Here is a 15,454-nt window from a genome sequence, read left to right on the forward strand (position 1 = left end):
GACACACGCAGAAAGGCGATCGTGGCGGACCACTATGAGGTTCTCGGGGTGTCCCGAGACGCTTCCACCGACGAGATCAAGAAGGCGTATCGGCGCCTGGCGCGGCAGCTGCACCCGGATGTGAACCCGGGCGACGAGGCGGCAGAGAAGTTCAAGCTCGTCACGCACGCGTACGACGTGCTCAGCGACGACGACTCGCGCCGTCGCTACGACATGGGCGGGGGCGACGGCGCGGCCGGCAACTTCGGCGGCTTCGGCGGTTTCGGCGACATCTTCGAGACGTTCTTCGGCGCGGCACAGGGTGCCGGTCGCGGCGGACGACCGCGTTCTCGTCGTGAACGCGGTCAGGACGCCCTCGTGCGCGTGACGCTCGACCTCGGTGACGTCGTGTTCGGCGCGCACCGTGACATCGAGGTCGACACGGCAGTGCTGTGCGAGACCTGTCAGGGGTCGTGCTGCCAGGAGGGCACCTCGCCCGTGACCTGCGACATCTGCGGCGGTTCGGGACACGTGCAGCGTCAGGTGCGCAGCCTTCTCGGCAACGTCGTCACCTCTCAGCCGTGCGGTACCTGCGAGGGCTACGGCACCACGATCCCGTTCCCGTGCGGCACCTGCGGCGGCCAGGGGCGCGTGCGCTCGCGCCGCACCGTGTCGCTGGACATCCCGGCGGGTGTGGAGACGGGACTCCGTCTGCAGCTCCCCGGCTCGGGTGAGGTCGGCAAGGCCGGCGGCCCCAACGGCGACCTGTACGTCGAGGTGTCGGTGAACGCGCACCAGGCCTTCAGTCGCGAGGGCGACGACCTGCTCGCGACCCTCGAGGTGTCGATGTCGGATGCGATCCTCGGCACGGAGACCTCGATCCAGGGCCTGGACGGCGAGGTCGACCTCGAGATCCGCCCCGGCGTGCAGTCCGGTGACGTGCTGACGATCAAGGGTCGGGGCATCACCCCGCTCCGCGGTTCGCAGCGCGGAGACCTCCGTGTCGGCGTGCAGGTCGTGACGCCGACCAAGCTCGACTCCGCGCAGCGCGCCCTGATCGAGGACTTCGCGAAGAAGGCCAAGGCCCCCGGCCCGCAGCTCGCCCAGTTCCAGCAGGGACTCTTCTCCAAGCTCCGCGACCGGTTCCGCGGGCACTGATCGTGGCGCTGCACTTCCTCGTCGCGTCATCGACCGACGCCCGTGTCGGAGACGTCGTGTCGCTGACCGGCGCCGAGGCGAAGCACGCGGCCGCGGTGCGCCGGCTCCGCGTCGGCGAGGCCGTCACGGTCGGCGACGGCTCCGGGGTGTGGCTCGCCGGAGTCGCGGAAGAGGTGTCGCCGTCCCTTGTCGACGTGCGCATCGAGGAGCGGATCGAGCATCCGGCACCCTCGCCGCGGATCGTCCTCGTGCAGGCCCTCGCGAAGGGTGATCGCGACGAGCTCGCCGTGCAGGCCGCCTGCGAGCTCGGCGTCGACGAGGTCGTGCCGTGGCAGGCCGGTCGCAGCGTGTCACGCTGGGAAGGCCCCAAGGCCGCGAAGGGGCGGGAGCGCTGGGCGACCATCGTGCGGGAAGCGGCGAAGCAGGCGCACCGTGCCTGGGTCCCCGAGGTCGCCGCACCGGTGACCACGAAGCAGCTCGCCGCGCGGGCGAGCACCGACCGCGTGCTGCTGCTCGATCCGACGGCATCGGTCCGGCTCTCGGCGATTCAACCGGACGGGCGCGACCTGGTACTGGTGGTCGGACCCGAGGGCGGGATCTCCGACGAGGAGCTCGCCCTGCTGACGGATGCCGGTGCGGAGCGCGTGCTCCTCGGCGACACGGTGCTGCGCACCTCGACGGCGGGTCCTGCGGCGATCGCCGTCCTGTCGGTCGCGCTCGGGCGCTGGTGAGCCGGGACCCACGGACCGCGGTCCGTGACGGTCAGTAGACTTGACACCATGACGGAACCCTCGATCTTCACGCGCATTCTGAACGGGGAGATCCCTGCGGAGATCCTCGGTGAGACCGATCGCGTCTTCGCGCTGCGCGACATCGCGCCCCAGGCGCCCGTGCATCTTCTCGTGGTGCCGAAGTCGGCGGAGTACCGCGACGTCGCCGAGCTCGCCGCCGGAGATCCGGCTCTGCTCGCCGAGATGATCGCCTTCGCGAAGGAACTCGCGGCGACGCACACGGACGACGGCGATTTCCGCCTCGTCTTCAACACCGGCGCGAACGCCGGTCAGACGGTGTTCCACGTCCACGCGCATGTGCTGGCCGGCGGACTGACGGAGAAGAGTGTCGGTGCCTGACAACCACGAACCGCAGGAACGCAGCCTCGGCGGCGTCCCGCCCGAGTCGGTCGAGAAGATCTACGCCGACGGCGTCGCGATGGTACAGCTGCTCGGTCCGCAGGACCGGCTGCTGCGCATGCTTGAGAAGGAGCACCGCGATGTGCAGGTCCTCGTCCGCGGTAACGAGATCACCCTGAGCGGCTCGCGGGAGGCCGTCGCCGGAGCCAGGAGCCTTGTCGACGAGCTGCTCGCGATGACCAGGGCGGGTCACGACCTGGCTCCGAGCGATGTCTCGAACTCGGCGCGGATGCTGCGGCAGGAGGGCGGTCCGCGTCCCAGCGAGGTTCTCGGCGAGGCCATCCTCACGACGCGGGGCAAGGTCATCCGGCCGAAGACGCTCGGGCAGAAGGAGTACGTCGACGCGATCGAGGAGAACACGATCGTGTTCGGCATCGGTCCCGCCGGAACGGGCAAGACCTATCTCGCGATGGCGAAGGCCGTCCAGGCGCTGCAGCGCAAGGAGGTCACCCGCATCATTCTGACGCGTCCCGCCGTCGAGGCGGGGGAGCGGCTCGGGTTCCTCCCCGGCACGCTCACGGACAAGATCGATCCGTACCTGCGACCGCTGTACGACGCGCTCAACGAGATGATGGACCCCGAGATCGTGCCGCGGCTGATGGCCACCGGAACCATCGAGGTCGCGCCGCTGGCATACATGCGCGGTCGCACCCTGAACGACTCGTTCGTGGTGCTCGACGAGGCGCAGAACACCACGCCGGAGCAGATGAAGATGTTCCTCACCCGCCTGGGCTTCGGCACGCGGATGGTCGTCACCGGCGACATCACCCAGGTCGACCTCCCGCAGGGCTCCTCGGGACTCCGACTCGTCACGCGCGTGCTCGACGGCATCGACGACATCCACTTCTCGCGGCTCACGAGCGCCGACGTGGTGCGCCACTCCCTCGTCGGTCGCATCGTCGACGCTTACAGCGAATACGACGAGAAGCGCACGGCGCAGCGATTCGAACGCGAGCAGGCGGCGGAGTTCGCCAATCGCGCCGAGCGCCGAGGGGCGCAGCGCCCGGGACCCCGTGACCGGATGCCGAAACGAGGCCTCTCCTGATGAAACGAGCACAGTCATGATCGAGATCAACAACGAGTCGGCGATCGACGTCGACGAGACCGTGCTCCAGCGGCTGACCGACTTCAACCTCGCACAGCTGCATGTCAGCCCCGACGCCGAGGTGGCGATCGTGCTCGTCGACGAGGGTGCCATGGAGGCGCTCCATGTGCAGTGGATGGACGAGCCGGGTCCGACCGACGTGCTGAGCTTCCCGATGGACGAGCTGCGTCCAGGGACCGAAGATCGTCCGACCGCTCCGGGGCTGCTCGGCGACATCGTGCTGTGCCCGCAGGTCGCGGAGACCCAGGCGCAGGCGGCCGGTCACACACTGATGGACGAGCTCATCCTGCTCACCACCCACGGCCTGCTCCACCTCCTGGGCTTCGACCACGCCGAGCCCGACGAGGAGCGTGAGATGTTCGGACTGCAGAAGGAGCTCATCCAAGGCTTCGCCGCGGCCGAACGCCGCCGATGACAGCGACCCTCCTGCTCATCGCCGCCGTGCTCCTGGTGGCTTTCGGTGGTCTGATGGCCGCGATCGATGCCGCCTACGGCGTCGCCTCGCGCGCGAACCTCGCCGACATGGCGACAGAAGGACGGCGGGCAAAGGCCCTCGGCCGCATCGCCGCCGACCTCGATGCGCACGTCAACGCGGTCGCGTTCATCCGCGTCCTGGCCGAGGTCACGGCTGCCGTGCTCGTGACCGTGGCATTCACGATCCTGATCGAGAACAACTGGTGGGCGATGCTCGCCGCCGCGCTGCTGATGACTGCGATCACGTTCGTCCTCGTCGGCGCCAGCCCGCGGTCCTTCGGCCGTCAGCACGCTGAGGGAATGATCCGCGGTACCGCGTCGATCGTGCGCGGGTTGCGCATCTTCCTCGGCCCTCTCGCTCAGGCGCTCGTCGTGCTCGGCAACCGGGTCACCCCGGGCACCGGGCGCAGCTCCTTCACGAGCGAGGACCAGCTGCTCAGCATGGTCGACGAGGCGGCCTCGAACGACCTCATCGAAGAGGACGACCGGGATCTCATCCACTCGGTGTTCGACTTCACCGACCAATTCGTCCGTGCGGTGATGGTTCCGCGCACCGAGATGGTGACCGTCGACGCGACCGCGACCACTGACGAGGCCATGTCCCTGTTCCTGAACCGCGGTGTCTCGCGCATGCCGGTCGTGGACGACGACGCCGACGACGTCGTCGGGGTGCTCTACCTGAAGGATCTGGTGCAGTTCGCCTACCGCGACGACAGCGCCTGGCGCGCGGCATCCATCCGCCCCATCGCCCGCCCTGCCACGTTCGTGCCCGAGTCGATGCGCGCCGAGACGCTCCTGCAGCAGATGAAGCGCGACGCGGTGCACGTGTGCCTGGTGATCGACGAGCACGGCGGCATCTCCGGGCTCGTGACACTCGAGGACCTCATCGAGGAGCTCGTCGGAGAGATCTCCGACGAGTACGATCAGGTATCCGCCGAGTTCGTCGATCTCGGTGATGGCCGGTACCGCGTGAGCGCTCGGCTCTCGCTCGAGGACGTGGGCGATCTCTTCGGCCTCGAACTCGAGGACGAGGACGTCGACTCCATCGGCGGTCTGCTCGGAAAGGCCCTGGGCCAGGTGCCGCAGCCCGGTGCGACCGCGACGGTCTCGGGGCTCGCGCTGACCGGCGGAGCATCGCGCGGCCGCGGTCGAGGAATCGCCACGGTCTTCGTGGAACGCACGGCAACGGAGCCCGACGCTTCGCAGGACGAGGGAGAACGACACGATGACTGAGAACACCCGAAGCGGGTTCGTGACCTTCGTCGGCCGGCCGAACGTGGGCAAGTCCACGCTGACGAACGCGCTCGTCGGCGAGAAGATCGCCATTACCAGCGAGAAGCCGCAGACCACCCGCCGTGCCATCCGCGGCATCGTGAATCGCCCGGAGGGTCAGCTCGTCATCGTCGACACCCCCGGGATCCACAAGCCGCGCACCCTGCTCGGCGAGCGCCTCAATGACCTCGTCGACCAGGTGCTCGGCGACGTCGACGTGATCGGGTTCTGCGTGCCGGCGACGGAGAAGGTGGGCCCGGGCGATCGGCGCATCGCGGCCTCCCTCGACGGCTATGCGCGGGCGAAGAAGATCGCCATCGTCACGAAGACGGATGCCGCCGGCCGGGACGAGATCACCGAGAGGCTCTTGGAAGTCGATGCGCTCCGCGAGGACTGGGCTGCCGTCATCCCGCTCTCCGCGCTGACGCGGGACCAGCTCGAGGTGCTGGCCGACGAGGTGCTGAGCCTCATGCCGAAGGGGCCCGCCCTGTATCCCGAGGGCATGACCACCGACGAGTCGCAGGAGGACCGCATCGCCGAGATGATCCGCGAGGCGGCCCTCGACGGCGTGCGGGACGAGCTCCCGCACTCGATCGCGGTCGTCATCGACGACATCGCGCCCCGGGAGGGTACCGACCTCACCGACGTCCACGCGTCGATCGTGGTCGAGCGTGACAGCCAGAAGGCCATCATCATCGGGCACAAGGGCAAACGGCTCAGTGATGTGGGAGCTCGTGCGCGCAAGGGCATCGAGGAGCTCCTCGGCACGCGGGTCTTCCTGGGGCTGCACGTCAAGGTTGCCAAGGAGTGGCAGCGCGACCCGAAGCAGCTCGGCCGGCTCGGATTCTGAGATGAGTTCCGGCACCACGCCGAGGGCGGCGGGCAGACCGCCGACCCCGCAGGCATGAACGGCCGCAGCCCGGACCCGGAAGCGCTGCGGAACGAGGTCTTCACCCGCGTCTTCGACGATCATTGGGCGGCGGTGCGTCACCACATCGAGTGCGTCGTCGATGACGACGCCGAGGTGACCGAGATCGTCTCGGAGGTGTTCCTCCTCGCCTGGTCCCGGCTGAAGCCTGCTCGACCGATGGGTCGGGTCTGGCTGCTGCGTGCGGCGGAGCGGCGCCTACGCGCGCGCTCCGGGCGCGCGCTGACGCTGCTCACCGCGCTCGATGCGGTGCACGCGGGAGTCACCGGCGATCCCGCGCCTCCCGGACGAGTGGGTCAGGCCGAGGTCGTGCGGGCGCTGGGGGTCCTCACCGCCAGGGAACGGCGTATCATCATGCTCACGTACTGGGACGGACTCGCGGAGGGGGAGATCGCGGAGCTGTTGCGCGCTTCTGAGTCCAGGGTGCGGAGAACGCTTCGCCGTGCGCAGGATCGTCTGCGCACGGAGCTCGGCCTGGAGGGGGGTGACATCCGGTGATGATTGACGACACGGTTCTCGACAGGGCCTTGAGCGACGCGGATCCCGGACGCACCCCGCGCGACGCCGTTCCCGACGCGAACGCCATCGCGACCCGAGACCGGATACTCCGATCGACGGCGGCCCCGAAGAAACGTCGTCGTGTGCGCGTTCTGGGCTGGGCGACCGGGCTCGTCGCGGTCGCGACCGCCGCGGTCGTCGCCTTCGCGCTGGTCACGCCCCAGGTCGCCGCTGTCGCGGGCACGCCGGCGCCCCTGGACTTCGAGGGCGAGGCCACGGTGGCCGACGTCGTCGAGCAGGCGCATACCGCTCTCGCCGCGTCGGCCGGTCCTTCCGCGGCGGAGCGAACGGTTCGGACAGCGTCATGGGGTTTCGCGGTCGACGTCGGCAAGAAGGAGTCGAAGGTCGTGCCGAAGCTCTCGACGCTGACGTGGGAGCCCGACGGCTCCGGGCGGATGACGATCATCGCAGGCGTCCCCTACGATCCCGCGGATGCCGTGGCCAACAGTGCCGCCGAGGTCACGAGCAGCGGCGAGGTCATCACGGACCTCATCATGGAACCCGGCGACTTCACGACGCCCTGGACGACCGTGCCGGCCGACGACGGTGAGGACATGGTCGCGATGCTCCGCGCTTTCGGCATGCCGGACGATCCCACAGCGTTCGATGTCGAGAGCGCGTTCACGTCGGTTCTCCAGCAGTGGACCCTGACGAACGCGCAGCACGCCGAGCTTCTCTCGCTCCTGGAGGAAGCCGGCGACGGTGTCGCACTCGGCACCTCCACGGATCGTCTCGGTCGGCCGGTGGCGGGCATCCGCGTGCAGTCTCCGGACGGGGCTGCGAGCGACCTCATCCTGATCTCGCGCGAGACGGGCCGGATCGTCGGTGTCGAACGCACCGTGCTCATCGCGGACGAGATCTTCGACGCGGGAGCGATCATCTCCTACGAGATGTGGGACGTCACGGAAGGAACCATCGAATGAAGCGTGCGACCATGGCACTGCAGTGGATCGCACGGACCCCGGGCGCACCGGAGACCTGGGACTTCGTCGAGTACGAGCCGCCTGCGCCGGCCGAGGGTGAGGTCACGATCCGCGTGCGGGCCGCCGGCGTGAATCCGGCCGATGCGAAGCATGTCGCAGGCCCGCGGGCAGGGGTCGAGTTCCCGGCGGCGATCGGATACGAGGTCTCCGGGGAACTCACCGCGATCGGCCCGAACACCTCGATCGGATCGGGCGCCACATCCGTGGGCGACGAGGTCGTCGCCTTCCGCGTGCGCGGCGGATACTCGACTCAACTCACGGTGCCCGCCGAGAAGGTGTTCGCGAAGCCGACGACACTCACCCACGCCGAGGCCTCCAACCTCCTGCTCGTCGGCACGACCGCGGCCGAGATGCTCGCGGTCACCGGCGCAGCGCCGGGAGAGACGATCCTGCTGCACGGCGCTTCGGGGGCCGTCGGTGTGAGCGTGCTGCAACAGGCGCGGCTGCGCGGCATCCGAGTGATCGGGACGGCGGGGGAGAACCGCTTCGACGAGGTGCACAGATTCGGAGGGGTGCCCGTGCGCTACGGCGACGGCCTCGCCGATCGGGTGCGCGACGCAGCCGGCGGGCCGATCGCTGCGGCGCTCGATGCCGTCGGCACGGATGAGGCCGTGGACGTCTCGCTCGATCTCGTCGCGGATCGCCGGCGCATCGTCACGATCGCCGCGTTCGGCCGCGCTGGGGCCGACGGCATCCTGGCCATCGCCGGGTCGATGCCGGCCAGCACGCGGTTCCGCGACGAGGTCCGCGCGGAGCTGATCGCTCTGGCGCAGAACGGCGACCTGGTCGTGCCCGTGGCGCGAACATTCGCGCTGGACCAGGCACCCGAGGCGCATCGCCTCCTCGCGACCGGCCACCCCGGCGGCAAGCTCGCGTTGATCCCAGACGCCTGAGGCCTCTATTCGGGTTTACCGGTCAGTCGATCTCGCGGAGCGACGAGGTCACGATCACCACGTCGTCGCCGAACTCGGCATCCGCGGCATCCTGGATCGTGCCGTCATCCCACACGACCTGTAGCCAGACATATCCGCGGTCAGGGCCCACGGTGAGGGCGTCCTGTCCGAGGCGTGCGGAGATGTCGTCCTGGATCCGGGCGAGCTCGGCCTCGTCGGTCGCGCCCTCCACACCGCCCGTCGGATCCTCCGGAGCCACCGGGTCGAACAGGGCCAGCATGATCGGCGGATCGGTGTTCGTCATCCGCTCGCCGTCATAGGTGCCGTAGACCGCATAGGCACCCCAGGTCGTCTCACCGCTGGTCTCGCTGCCGTCCACGCCGTCCCACGTCCAGTCATCGAGCGGGACACCGGTGCACTGCGGCGGATACGACTCCATGATCGCGCCCAGGCACAGCTGCACGTCGCCCGCGACATCCAGGACGGTGCCGACGCCGATTACGCGGCCCTCCGGCAGGCCGGGCGTGGCGTTCTCGAGGCGCTGGTCCGACGGGATCGCGGTGTTCGTCGGCGCGGGGGAGTCGCCGGCCCCGCCCGCGCAGGCGCTGAGCGCGAGGACCCCGACGACGGATGCCGCGGCGAAGACGAGGCGTCGATGCGATGTGCTCATACTCCTCAGTGTCGCTTCCGCGTCGATCGTCTCACGACCGTCGAACGGGACAGGAGCTTCCCTGCTACCATGGCCGCATGCCTTTCGGCGGTCTGCTTCTTCTTAGCTGCCGCGACGAGTCCTAAGAGCTAGGGCCTTCCTCGTCGCGGCGCTTGTGTTGGCCCGTACATCTTGACGAAGAGAAGAAGCCCATCATGCAGAACACTCAGCGCTCCTCAGCGATGCCGATCCACAAGTACCGGCCGTTCCACGAGCAGATCAACGTCCACCTGCCGGACCGCACCTGGCCCGACGCCCGCATCACCGAGGCGCCCCGCTGGTGCGCGGTCGACCTCCGTGACGGCAACCAGGCCCTGATCGACCCGATGTCGCCCGAGCGCAAGCGGGTCATGTTCGAGCTGCTCGTCAGCATGGGCTACAAGGAGATCGAGGTCGGCTTCCCGTCGGCGAGCCAGACCGACTTCGACTTCGTCCGCCAGCTCATCGAAGAGAACCTGATCCCGGACGACGTGACGATCCAGGTGCTGACGCAGGCGCGCGAGCACCTGATCGAGCGCACCTACGAGTCGATCGCGGGTGCGAAGCAGGCCATCGTGCACCTGTACAACTCGACCAGCGTGCTGCAGCGCGAGGTCGTCTTCCGCACCGACAAGCAGGGCATCATCGACATCGCGCTGGAAGGCGCACGCCTGTGCCGGAAGTTCGAGAAGACCATCCCCGACACGAATGTGTACTACGAGTACTCGCCCGAGAGCTACACCGGCACCGAGCTCGAGTTCGCCCTCGACATCTGCAACCAGGTCATCGAGGTCTTCGAGCCGACTCCCGACCGCAAGGTGATCATCAACCTGCCGGCGACCGTCGAGATGGCGTCGCCGAACGTGTACGCCGACTCGATCGAGTGGATGAGCCGCCACCTCGCCCACCGCGAGAACATCATCCTGTCGCTGCACCCTCACAACGACCGTGGCACGGCCATCGCGGCGGCCGAGCTCGGCTACATGGCCGGAGCCGACCGCATCGAAGGCTGCCTCTTCGGCAACGGCGAGCGCACCGGCAACGTCGACATCGTCGCGCTGGGCATCAACCTCTTCACGCAGGGCATCGACCCGCAGATCGACTTCAGCGACATCGACCAGGTCAAGCGCACGGTCGAGTACTGCAACCAGCTGCCGGTACCCGAGCGCAGCCCGTGGGCCGGAGACCTGGTCTTCACCGCGTTCAGCGGCTCGCACCAGGACGCGATCAAGAAGGGCTTCGAGGCCATGGAGGTCCGGGCCGCGGCCGAGGGCGTCACGGTCGACGACATCGAATGGGCCGTGCCGTACCTGCCGGTCGATCCGAAGGACCTGGGCCGCTCGTACGAGGCCGTCATCCGCGTCAACTCGCAGTCCGGCAAGGGCGGCGTCGCCTATCTGCTGAAGTCGGACCACGCGATCGACCTGCCGCGCAAGCTGCAGATCGAGTTCTCCGGCGTGGTTCAGGCGAAGACGGATGCCGAGGGCGGCGAGGTCACGTCCGACCAGATCTGGTCGATCTTCAACGACGAGTACCTGCCTGCCGACGACTCCGCCGCCAAGTGGGGCCGCTTCGAGCTGCTCGCGACGCAGACCCGCAGCGACATGTCGGGCGAGGTCGTGCTCGACGTCGTGCTGCGTGACGACGAGCAGCAGCTGGCCGTCGCGGGATCCGGCAACGGACCGGTCGCCGCGTTCGTCGAGGTGCTGCGTGCCCAGGGCTTCGACATCACGGTCTACGACTACGTCGAGCACGCTCTCAGTGCGGGCGGCGACGCGCAGGCTGCAGCCTACGTCGAACTGCAGGTCGGAGACCAGCGCCTGTGGGGCGTTGGCATCGACGGCGACATCTCGACCGCTTCGCTCAAGGCGATCGTGTCGGGCGTGAACCGCTCGATCCGCACGCGTCAGCAGGAACTGGCCGCCGTCTGACCTTCGCCGCCTACGGTTGCCCCTGGTTGGCACCTCTTGCCGGAACGCACCTCTGATTCCGTCGAGAGGTGCCAACTGCGAGTCCCGTCCCACCGCGAGGTTGGCACGTGATGTCGGAAAGCCGAGCTGATTCCGACGTGAGGTGTCAATCCCGCAGGGAGGGGTGGGTCGCTCGCCGGGGCCTCCGCTCAGTCGCGCGGCTTCACGATCGGGATGGCGCCGGTCTCGGCGGCGACCTTGCGGCGATAGATGCGTCGCTGCTCTGGGAGCGAGACGTCGAAGCTCACCGCGAGCACACGGATCACGGCGGTCACCACGATGCCGATGATCGCGGCGAGTGTGATCGACATGCCGAAGCCGTTCGCGATCACGATGAACGCGCACCCGGCGCCGGCGGCGACGGCGTACAGCGAACCCACGTGCATGATCGCGGTGGGGAGGCCCATCAGCATGTCGCGCAGCACGCTGCCGCCGACCGCGGCGCAGACGCCGATGAAAACGGCGGGAACCTCCGGAATACCGAAGGCCAGAGCCTTGCTCGTCCCGAACGCGCCGAACATCCCGATGACGACCGCATCGAGCACGACGATCACGGTGTTCAGGCGGCTGAAGAGCCCCGCGAGGAGCATCCCGAAGAGCGCTGCTCCGGTGGCCGTGACGAGATACCACTGATTCTGCAGAGTCGCGGGCGTCTGACCGAGCAGGATGTCGCGGATCAGACCGCCGCCCATGCCGATCATGATGCCGATGATCGCCACGCCCAGCCAGTCGAGTCGGCGCTGCCCCTGGAACCCGGAGGCGAACAATGCGCCCTGCACCCCGCCGAGGCCGACGCCGAGGAGGTCCGCCCACAGCGGAATGGTGAAGAGCGGTTCGGTCACGCTCCCATTCTCGCGCACGGAGGATAATCGAAGGGTGCCCACCTACCGAGACGAAGTGGTGATCCTGCGCACCCACAAGCTGGGCGAGGCGGATCGCATCGTCACCATGCTGTCGCGTCGGCACGGCAAGGTGCGGGCGGTGGCGAAGGGCGTGCGCCGCACCTCGTCGAAGTTCGGCTCGCGGCTGGAGCCCTTCATGGTCGCCGACGTGCAGCTCTACCAGGGTCGCTCGCTCGACATCGTGCAGCAGGCGGAGTCGCTGGGCTCGTACGGCACCGACATCGCCGCGCACTACGACCGCTTCACCTCGGCCAACGCGATGGTCGAGACCGCCGACCGGCTGAGTGATTCCGAGGCGACGCCCGAGCAGTACCTGCTCCTCGTCGGCGGCTTGCGCGCGCTCTCGCGGGGCGAGCACGTGCCGCGCAGCATCCTGGACTCCTACCTGCTGCGGGTGATGTCGCTGTCGGGATGGGCGCCCTCGCTCGACGACTGCGCCCGATGCGCGGCGCCCGGACCGCACAGCACCTTCGTCGCTCAGCTGGGCGGACTCGTGTGCGTGAACGATGCGCCGGCCGGAAGCCCCCGCATCGCCGAACGCACGCTCGAACTGCTCCGCGCGCTGATCCGAGGCGACTGGGAGTTCATCGACGCGGCGTCTCCCGCCGAGTCGGCTGCCGCGGCCGGACTCGTCGGCGCCTACGCCCAGTGGCACCTGGAGCGCGGCATCCGCTCGCTCTCGCACGTTTCCGACATCCGAGGAGAAGGAGCACGGTGACTCCCAAGCCGTACACGCACAAGGATGCCGTGGCTTATCGCCCTCTCGACTGGACGGGTGTGCACCCGCCCGCGTTCCCTGCGGTGCCCGAGCACGTCGCGATCGTCATGGACGGCAACGGCCGCTGGGCGAACCGCCGCGGCCTGAACCGCGTCGAAGGACACAAGGCCGGCGAGGAGGTGCTCCTCGACGTCGTCGCCGGTGCGATCCAGGCTGGAGTGAAGCACCTGTCCGTGTACGCGTTCTCCACCGAGAACTGGGCGCGCTCTCCCGAGGAGGTGCGCTTCCTGATGGGGTACAACCGCGATGTGCTGCACCGCCGACGCGACCAGCTGAACGAGTGGGGCGTGCGGGTGCGCTGGGCCGGACGGAAGCCGCGGCTGTGGGGCAGCGTCATCAAGGAGCTGCAGTACGCCGAGCAGCTCACGCGCGGCAACGACGTGCTCACGCTCACCATGTGCGTCAATTACGGCGGACGGATCGAGCTCGTCGACGCGATGCGCTCGATCGCCGCTGATGTCGCCGCGGGGAGGGTGAAGCCGAACGCGATCAGCGAGAAGATGATCCGCCGCCACCTCTATGTGCCCGACATGCCCGACGTCGACCTCTTCGTGCGGAGTTCGGGGGAGCAGCGCACCTCGAACTTCCTGCTGTGGGAATCGGCGTATGCCGAGATGGTGTTCCTCGACACGCTGTGGCCCGACTTCTCCCGCGAGGAGCTGTGGCGGGCGATCGGCATCTACCTGTCGCGCGACCGTCGCTTCGGGGGAGCCGTCGACGCGCCCGACGCGTCGGCCTGAGCGCGGAGCCACTTCTCGGTCTCGCGAGGATGGCGCAGGCGCACGATCGTGAGGTGCGGGAAACGCTCGGAGATCGTCGGCATCCGCTCCTCCCACGTGCGAAGCGTCTTCGTCTGCCACCGGAGGATGTTCTGCTCGGGATCGCGATTGAGCAGGTTCCACGGCCCCTTCTCGCGGTTGCCGTTCCACAGTTCTCGCTGCAGGATGCCGCGGGCGAGAGTCCGACGGATCAGCCGCGAACGCACCACTCGGTAGGGATAGTCGAGCCAGACCGCCAGCTGAGCACGGGGCGTCAGGATCTCGTCGGTGCCCTTGCTCGTGTACTGCCACTCCGTCACCCAGCGGTCCTCGGCCGCGAACGCGCGCACGTCGTCGAGGAACTCCGGTCGCGGTGTCCAGTTCGGCCCATGGAACAGCGCGTCGATCTCGACGTGCTGCAGTCCCCATGCGTCACCGATGCGGCCGGCGAGCGTCGTCTTTCCCGACCCGGATACTCCGGCGATCAGTACTCGCTCCGGTCTGAGCGGTAGCGGATCGTCGGCGGAGAGCATCCGGAAATCCTACCGATCGCGGGGATTCGTCGCGCACCGGAACCTGGACCCGAGCATGTCCCGGAATAGCTCACAGAACCATGCGGTTGGATGAAGGTGTGAGCGAACCCATCTCGATCGACATCTGGTCCGACATCGCCTGCCCGTGGTGCTACATCGGCAAGCGCAATCTGGAGAAGGGCCTCGAAGCCGTCTCCGCCGACGAGGACGCCCCGGAGGTCACCGTCACCTTCCACTCCTTCGAGCTCTCGCCCGACACCCCCGTCGACTTCGACGGCGATGAGATCGACTTCCTGGCCGGCCACAAGGGGATGCCCCGGGCACAGGTCGAGCAGATGCTGTCGAACGTCACCGGCGTCGCGGCGAACGCGGGCCTCGAGTACCGTTTCGACCTCCTGCAGCACACCAACACCGTCAAGGCGCACGAGCTGCTCCACTTCGCGAAGGCCGAGGGCCTTCAGCACGTGATGGAGGAGCGCCTGATGTCGGCGTACTTCACCGAGGGCAAGCACGTCGGCCGCATCGACGACCTCGTCGCTCTCGCGGTCGAGGTCGGTCTCGACGCCGATGGCGCGCGGCAGGCTCTCGAGAGCGAGACCTACCTCCCCGCCGTCCGTCAGGACCAAGCGCAGGCGCAGGCCTACGGCATCCAGGGCGTGCCGTTCTTCGTCATCGACGGCCAGTACGGCATCTCCGGCGCTCAGCCTCCCGAGGCGTTCGAGAACGTCCTCCGCGATCTCTGGGCGAAGCGCGGAGAGACCGAGGACGAGACCGAGCCCGCGGCGGTCTAGCGGGTCAGGGCCGCTTCGATCGCGCTGACGATCTCGGGGGCGTCCGGCTTCTGCTTCGGGCGGAAGCGCAGGACCTCGCCGTCCGGCAGCACGAGGAACTTCTCGAAGTTCCACTCGACGCGGCCCGCCTTGCCGCCGGCATCCGGGGCCTCCTTGAGAGCCTTGTAGAGCTCGGAGGCGTTCTTGCCGTTCACTTTCACCTTGTCGTTCACCGGGAACGAGACACCATAGGTCGTCGAGCAGAACTCGAGGATCTCGTCGACGGAACCCGGCTCCTGACCGAAGAACTGGTTGCACGGGAAGCCCACGACGCTGAAGCCGCGGTCGCCGTAGAGGCGCTGCAGCTCCTCGAGCTGCTCGTACTGCGGGGTGAGGCCGCACTTGGAGGCGACGTTCACCACGAGCACCACGTCGGCACCGAGGTCGTCGAGCGTCTTCTCGTTGCCCTGGGCGTCGGTGAAGGGGATCGAACGGAGCGCAGAATCGGTCATATT

At 68.4% G+C, this 15,454-nt stretch carries 18 protein-coding genes; 14 read left to right on the plus strand and 4 right to left on the minus strand.

Annotated features, from left to right (window positions below; all coding sequences use genetic code 11):
- Nucleotides 1–21: 21 nt before the first annotated feature.
- The 10 genes from dnaJ to ABS642_RS02650 all read left to right on the plus strand — a co-directional run bounded on the left by dnaJ (nt 22) and on the right by ABS642_RS02650 (nt 8,540).
- A complete protein-coding gene (dnaJ, locus tag ABS642_RS02605) occupies nt 22–1,137 on the plus strand; it encodes a molecular chaperone DnaJ (protein ID WP_282216921.1) in 1,116 nt (371 codons plus the stop codon).
- Between the two features lie 2 nt (nt 1,138–1,139).
- The gene (locus ABS642_RS02610; protein WP_350352151.1) at nt 1,140–1,868 is read left to right on the plus strand and encodes a 16S rRNA (uracil(1498)-N(3))-methyltransferase; all 729 of its coding nucleotides are present in this window, start codon (nt 1,140–1,142) and stop codon (nt 1,866–1,868) included.
- Between the two features lie 48 nt (nt 1,869–1,916).
- The gene (locus ABS642_RS02615; RefSeq protein WP_282216923.1) at nt 1,917–2,267 is read left to right on the plus strand and encodes a histidine triad nucleotide-binding protein; all 351 of its coding nucleotides are present in this window, start codon (nt 1,917–1,919) and stop codon (nt 2,265–2,267) included.
- Between the two features lie 79 nt (nt 2,268–2,346).
- Entirely contained in the window at nt 2,347–3,372 is a 1,026-nt protein-coding gene (locus ABS642_RS02620) for a PhoH family protein (RefSeq protein ID WP_350353385.1), read from the plus strand.
- Nucleotides 3,373–3,388: 16 nt separating this feature from the next.
- Nucleotides 3,389–3,847, plus strand: a complete 459-nt coding sequence (gene ybeY, locus ABS642_RS02625; protein WP_017202321.1) for an rRNA maturation RNase YbeY — start codon at nt 3,389–3,391, stop codon at nt 3,845–3,847.
- Nucleotides 3,844–5,139 carry a hemolysin family protein gene (locus tag ABS642_RS02630; protein WP_282216924.1) on the plus strand — a complete coding sequence of 432 codons (1,296 nt, stop codon included), beginning with the start codon at nt 3,844–3,846 and terminating at the stop codon, nt 5,137–5,139. Before ybeY ends, ABS642_RS02630 begins: the two co-directional genes overlap by 4 nt.
- Complete coding sequence (era, locus tag ABS642_RS02635; RefSeq protein ID WP_282216925.1) at nt 5,132–6,028, plus strand: GTPase Era; 897 nt, start codon at nt 5,132–5,134, stop codon at nt 6,026–6,028. Before ABS642_RS02630 ends, era begins: the two co-directional genes overlap by 8 nt.
- Before the next feature lie 54 nt (nt 6,029–6,082).
- On the plus strand, nt 6,083–6,604 hold the full coding sequence (locus ABS642_RS02640; RefSeq protein WP_350352152.1) for a sigma-70 family RNA polymerase sigma factor: 522 nt from the start codon (nt 6,083–6,085) through the stop codon (nt 6,602–6,604).
- Complete coding sequence (locus ABS642_RS02645; RefSeq protein ID WP_350352153.1) at nt 6,604–7,587, plus strand: hypothetical protein; 984 nt, start codon at nt 6,604–6,606, stop codon at nt 7,585–7,587. Before ABS642_RS02640 ends, ABS642_RS02645 begins: the two co-directional genes overlap by 1 nt.
- Nucleotides 7,588–7,598: 11 nt before the next feature.
- A complete protein-coding gene (locus ABS642_RS02650; protein ID WP_350352154.1) occupies nt 7,599–8,540 on the plus strand; it encodes an NADP-dependent oxidoreductase in 942 nt (313 codons plus the stop codon).
- A gap of 22 nt (nt 8,541–8,562) precedes the next feature.
- Here ABS642_RS02650 and ABS642_RS02655 read toward each other — a convergent pair whose 3' ends face one another.
- Entirely contained in the window at nt 8,563–9,210 is a 648-nt protein-coding gene (locus tag ABS642_RS02655) for a hypothetical protein (RefSeq protein WP_350352155.1), read from the minus strand.
- A 194-nt stretch (nt 9,211–9,404) separates the two neighbouring features.
- Here ABS642_RS02655 and leuA point away from each other — a divergent pair, with 194 nt between their 5' ends.
- Entirely contained in the window at nt 9,405–11,159 is a 1,755-nt protein-coding gene (gene leuA, locus ABS642_RS02660; RefSeq protein WP_350352156.1) for a 2-isopropylmalate synthase, read from the plus strand.
- A 188-nt stretch (nt 11,160–11,347) separates the two neighbouring features.
- Here leuA and ABS642_RS02665 read toward each other — a convergent pair whose 3' ends face one another.
- Nucleotides 11,348–12,040: a TRIC cation channel family protein gene (locus ABS642_RS02665; RefSeq protein ID WP_282216931.1), complete on the minus strand. Its 693-nt coding sequence runs from the start codon at nt 12,038–12,040 to the stop codon at nt 11,348–11,350.
- Between the two features lie 34 nt (nt 12,041–12,074).
- On the opposite strand from ABS642_RS02665, the gene recO reads away from it, so the two are divergent.
- Nucleotides 12,075–12,818: a DNA repair protein RecO gene (gene recO, locus ABS642_RS02670; protein ID WP_282216932.1), complete on the plus strand. Its 744-nt coding sequence runs from the start codon at nt 12,075–12,077 to the stop codon at nt 12,816–12,818.
- Nucleotides 12,815–13,618, plus strand: a complete 804-nt coding sequence (locus ABS642_RS02675) for an isoprenyl transferase (protein WP_350352157.1) — start codon at nt 12,815–12,817, stop codon at nt 13,616–13,618. Before recO ends, ABS642_RS02675 begins: the two co-directional genes overlap by 4 nt.
- On the opposite strand, the gene ABS642_RS02680 is transcribed toward ABS642_RS02675, so the two are convergent.
- A complete protein-coding gene (locus ABS642_RS02680; RefSeq protein ID WP_350352158.1) occupies nt 13,558–14,169 on the minus strand; it encodes an AAA family ATPase in 612 nt (203 codons plus the stop codon). The two genes, ABS642_RS02675 and ABS642_RS02680, sit on opposite strands and share 61 nt — an antisense overlap.
- Nucleotides 14,170–14,267: 98 nt before the next feature.
- On the opposite strand from ABS642_RS02680, the gene ABS642_RS02685 reads away from it, so the two are divergent.
- Complete coding sequence (locus ABS642_RS02685) at nt 14,268–14,960, plus strand: DsbA family oxidoreductase (protein WP_350352159.1); 693 nt, start codon at nt 14,268–14,270, stop codon at nt 14,958–14,960.
- On the opposite strand, the gene ABS642_RS02690 is transcribed toward ABS642_RS02685, so the two are convergent.
- Nucleotides 14,957–15,451: a glutathione peroxidase gene (locus ABS642_RS02690; protein ID WP_116636646.1), complete on the minus strand. Its 495-nt coding sequence runs from the start codon at nt 15,449–15,451 to the stop codon at nt 14,957–14,959. The two genes, ABS642_RS02685 and ABS642_RS02690, sit on opposite strands and share 4 nt — an antisense overlap.
- Nucleotides 15,452–15,454 lie beyond the last annotated feature (3 nt).

It is taken from the genome of Microbacterium sp. A8/3-1, from assembly GCF_040267695.1.
GTDB lineage: Bacteria > Actinomycetota > Actinomycetes > Actinomycetales > Microbacteriaceae > Microbacterium > Microbacterium luteolum.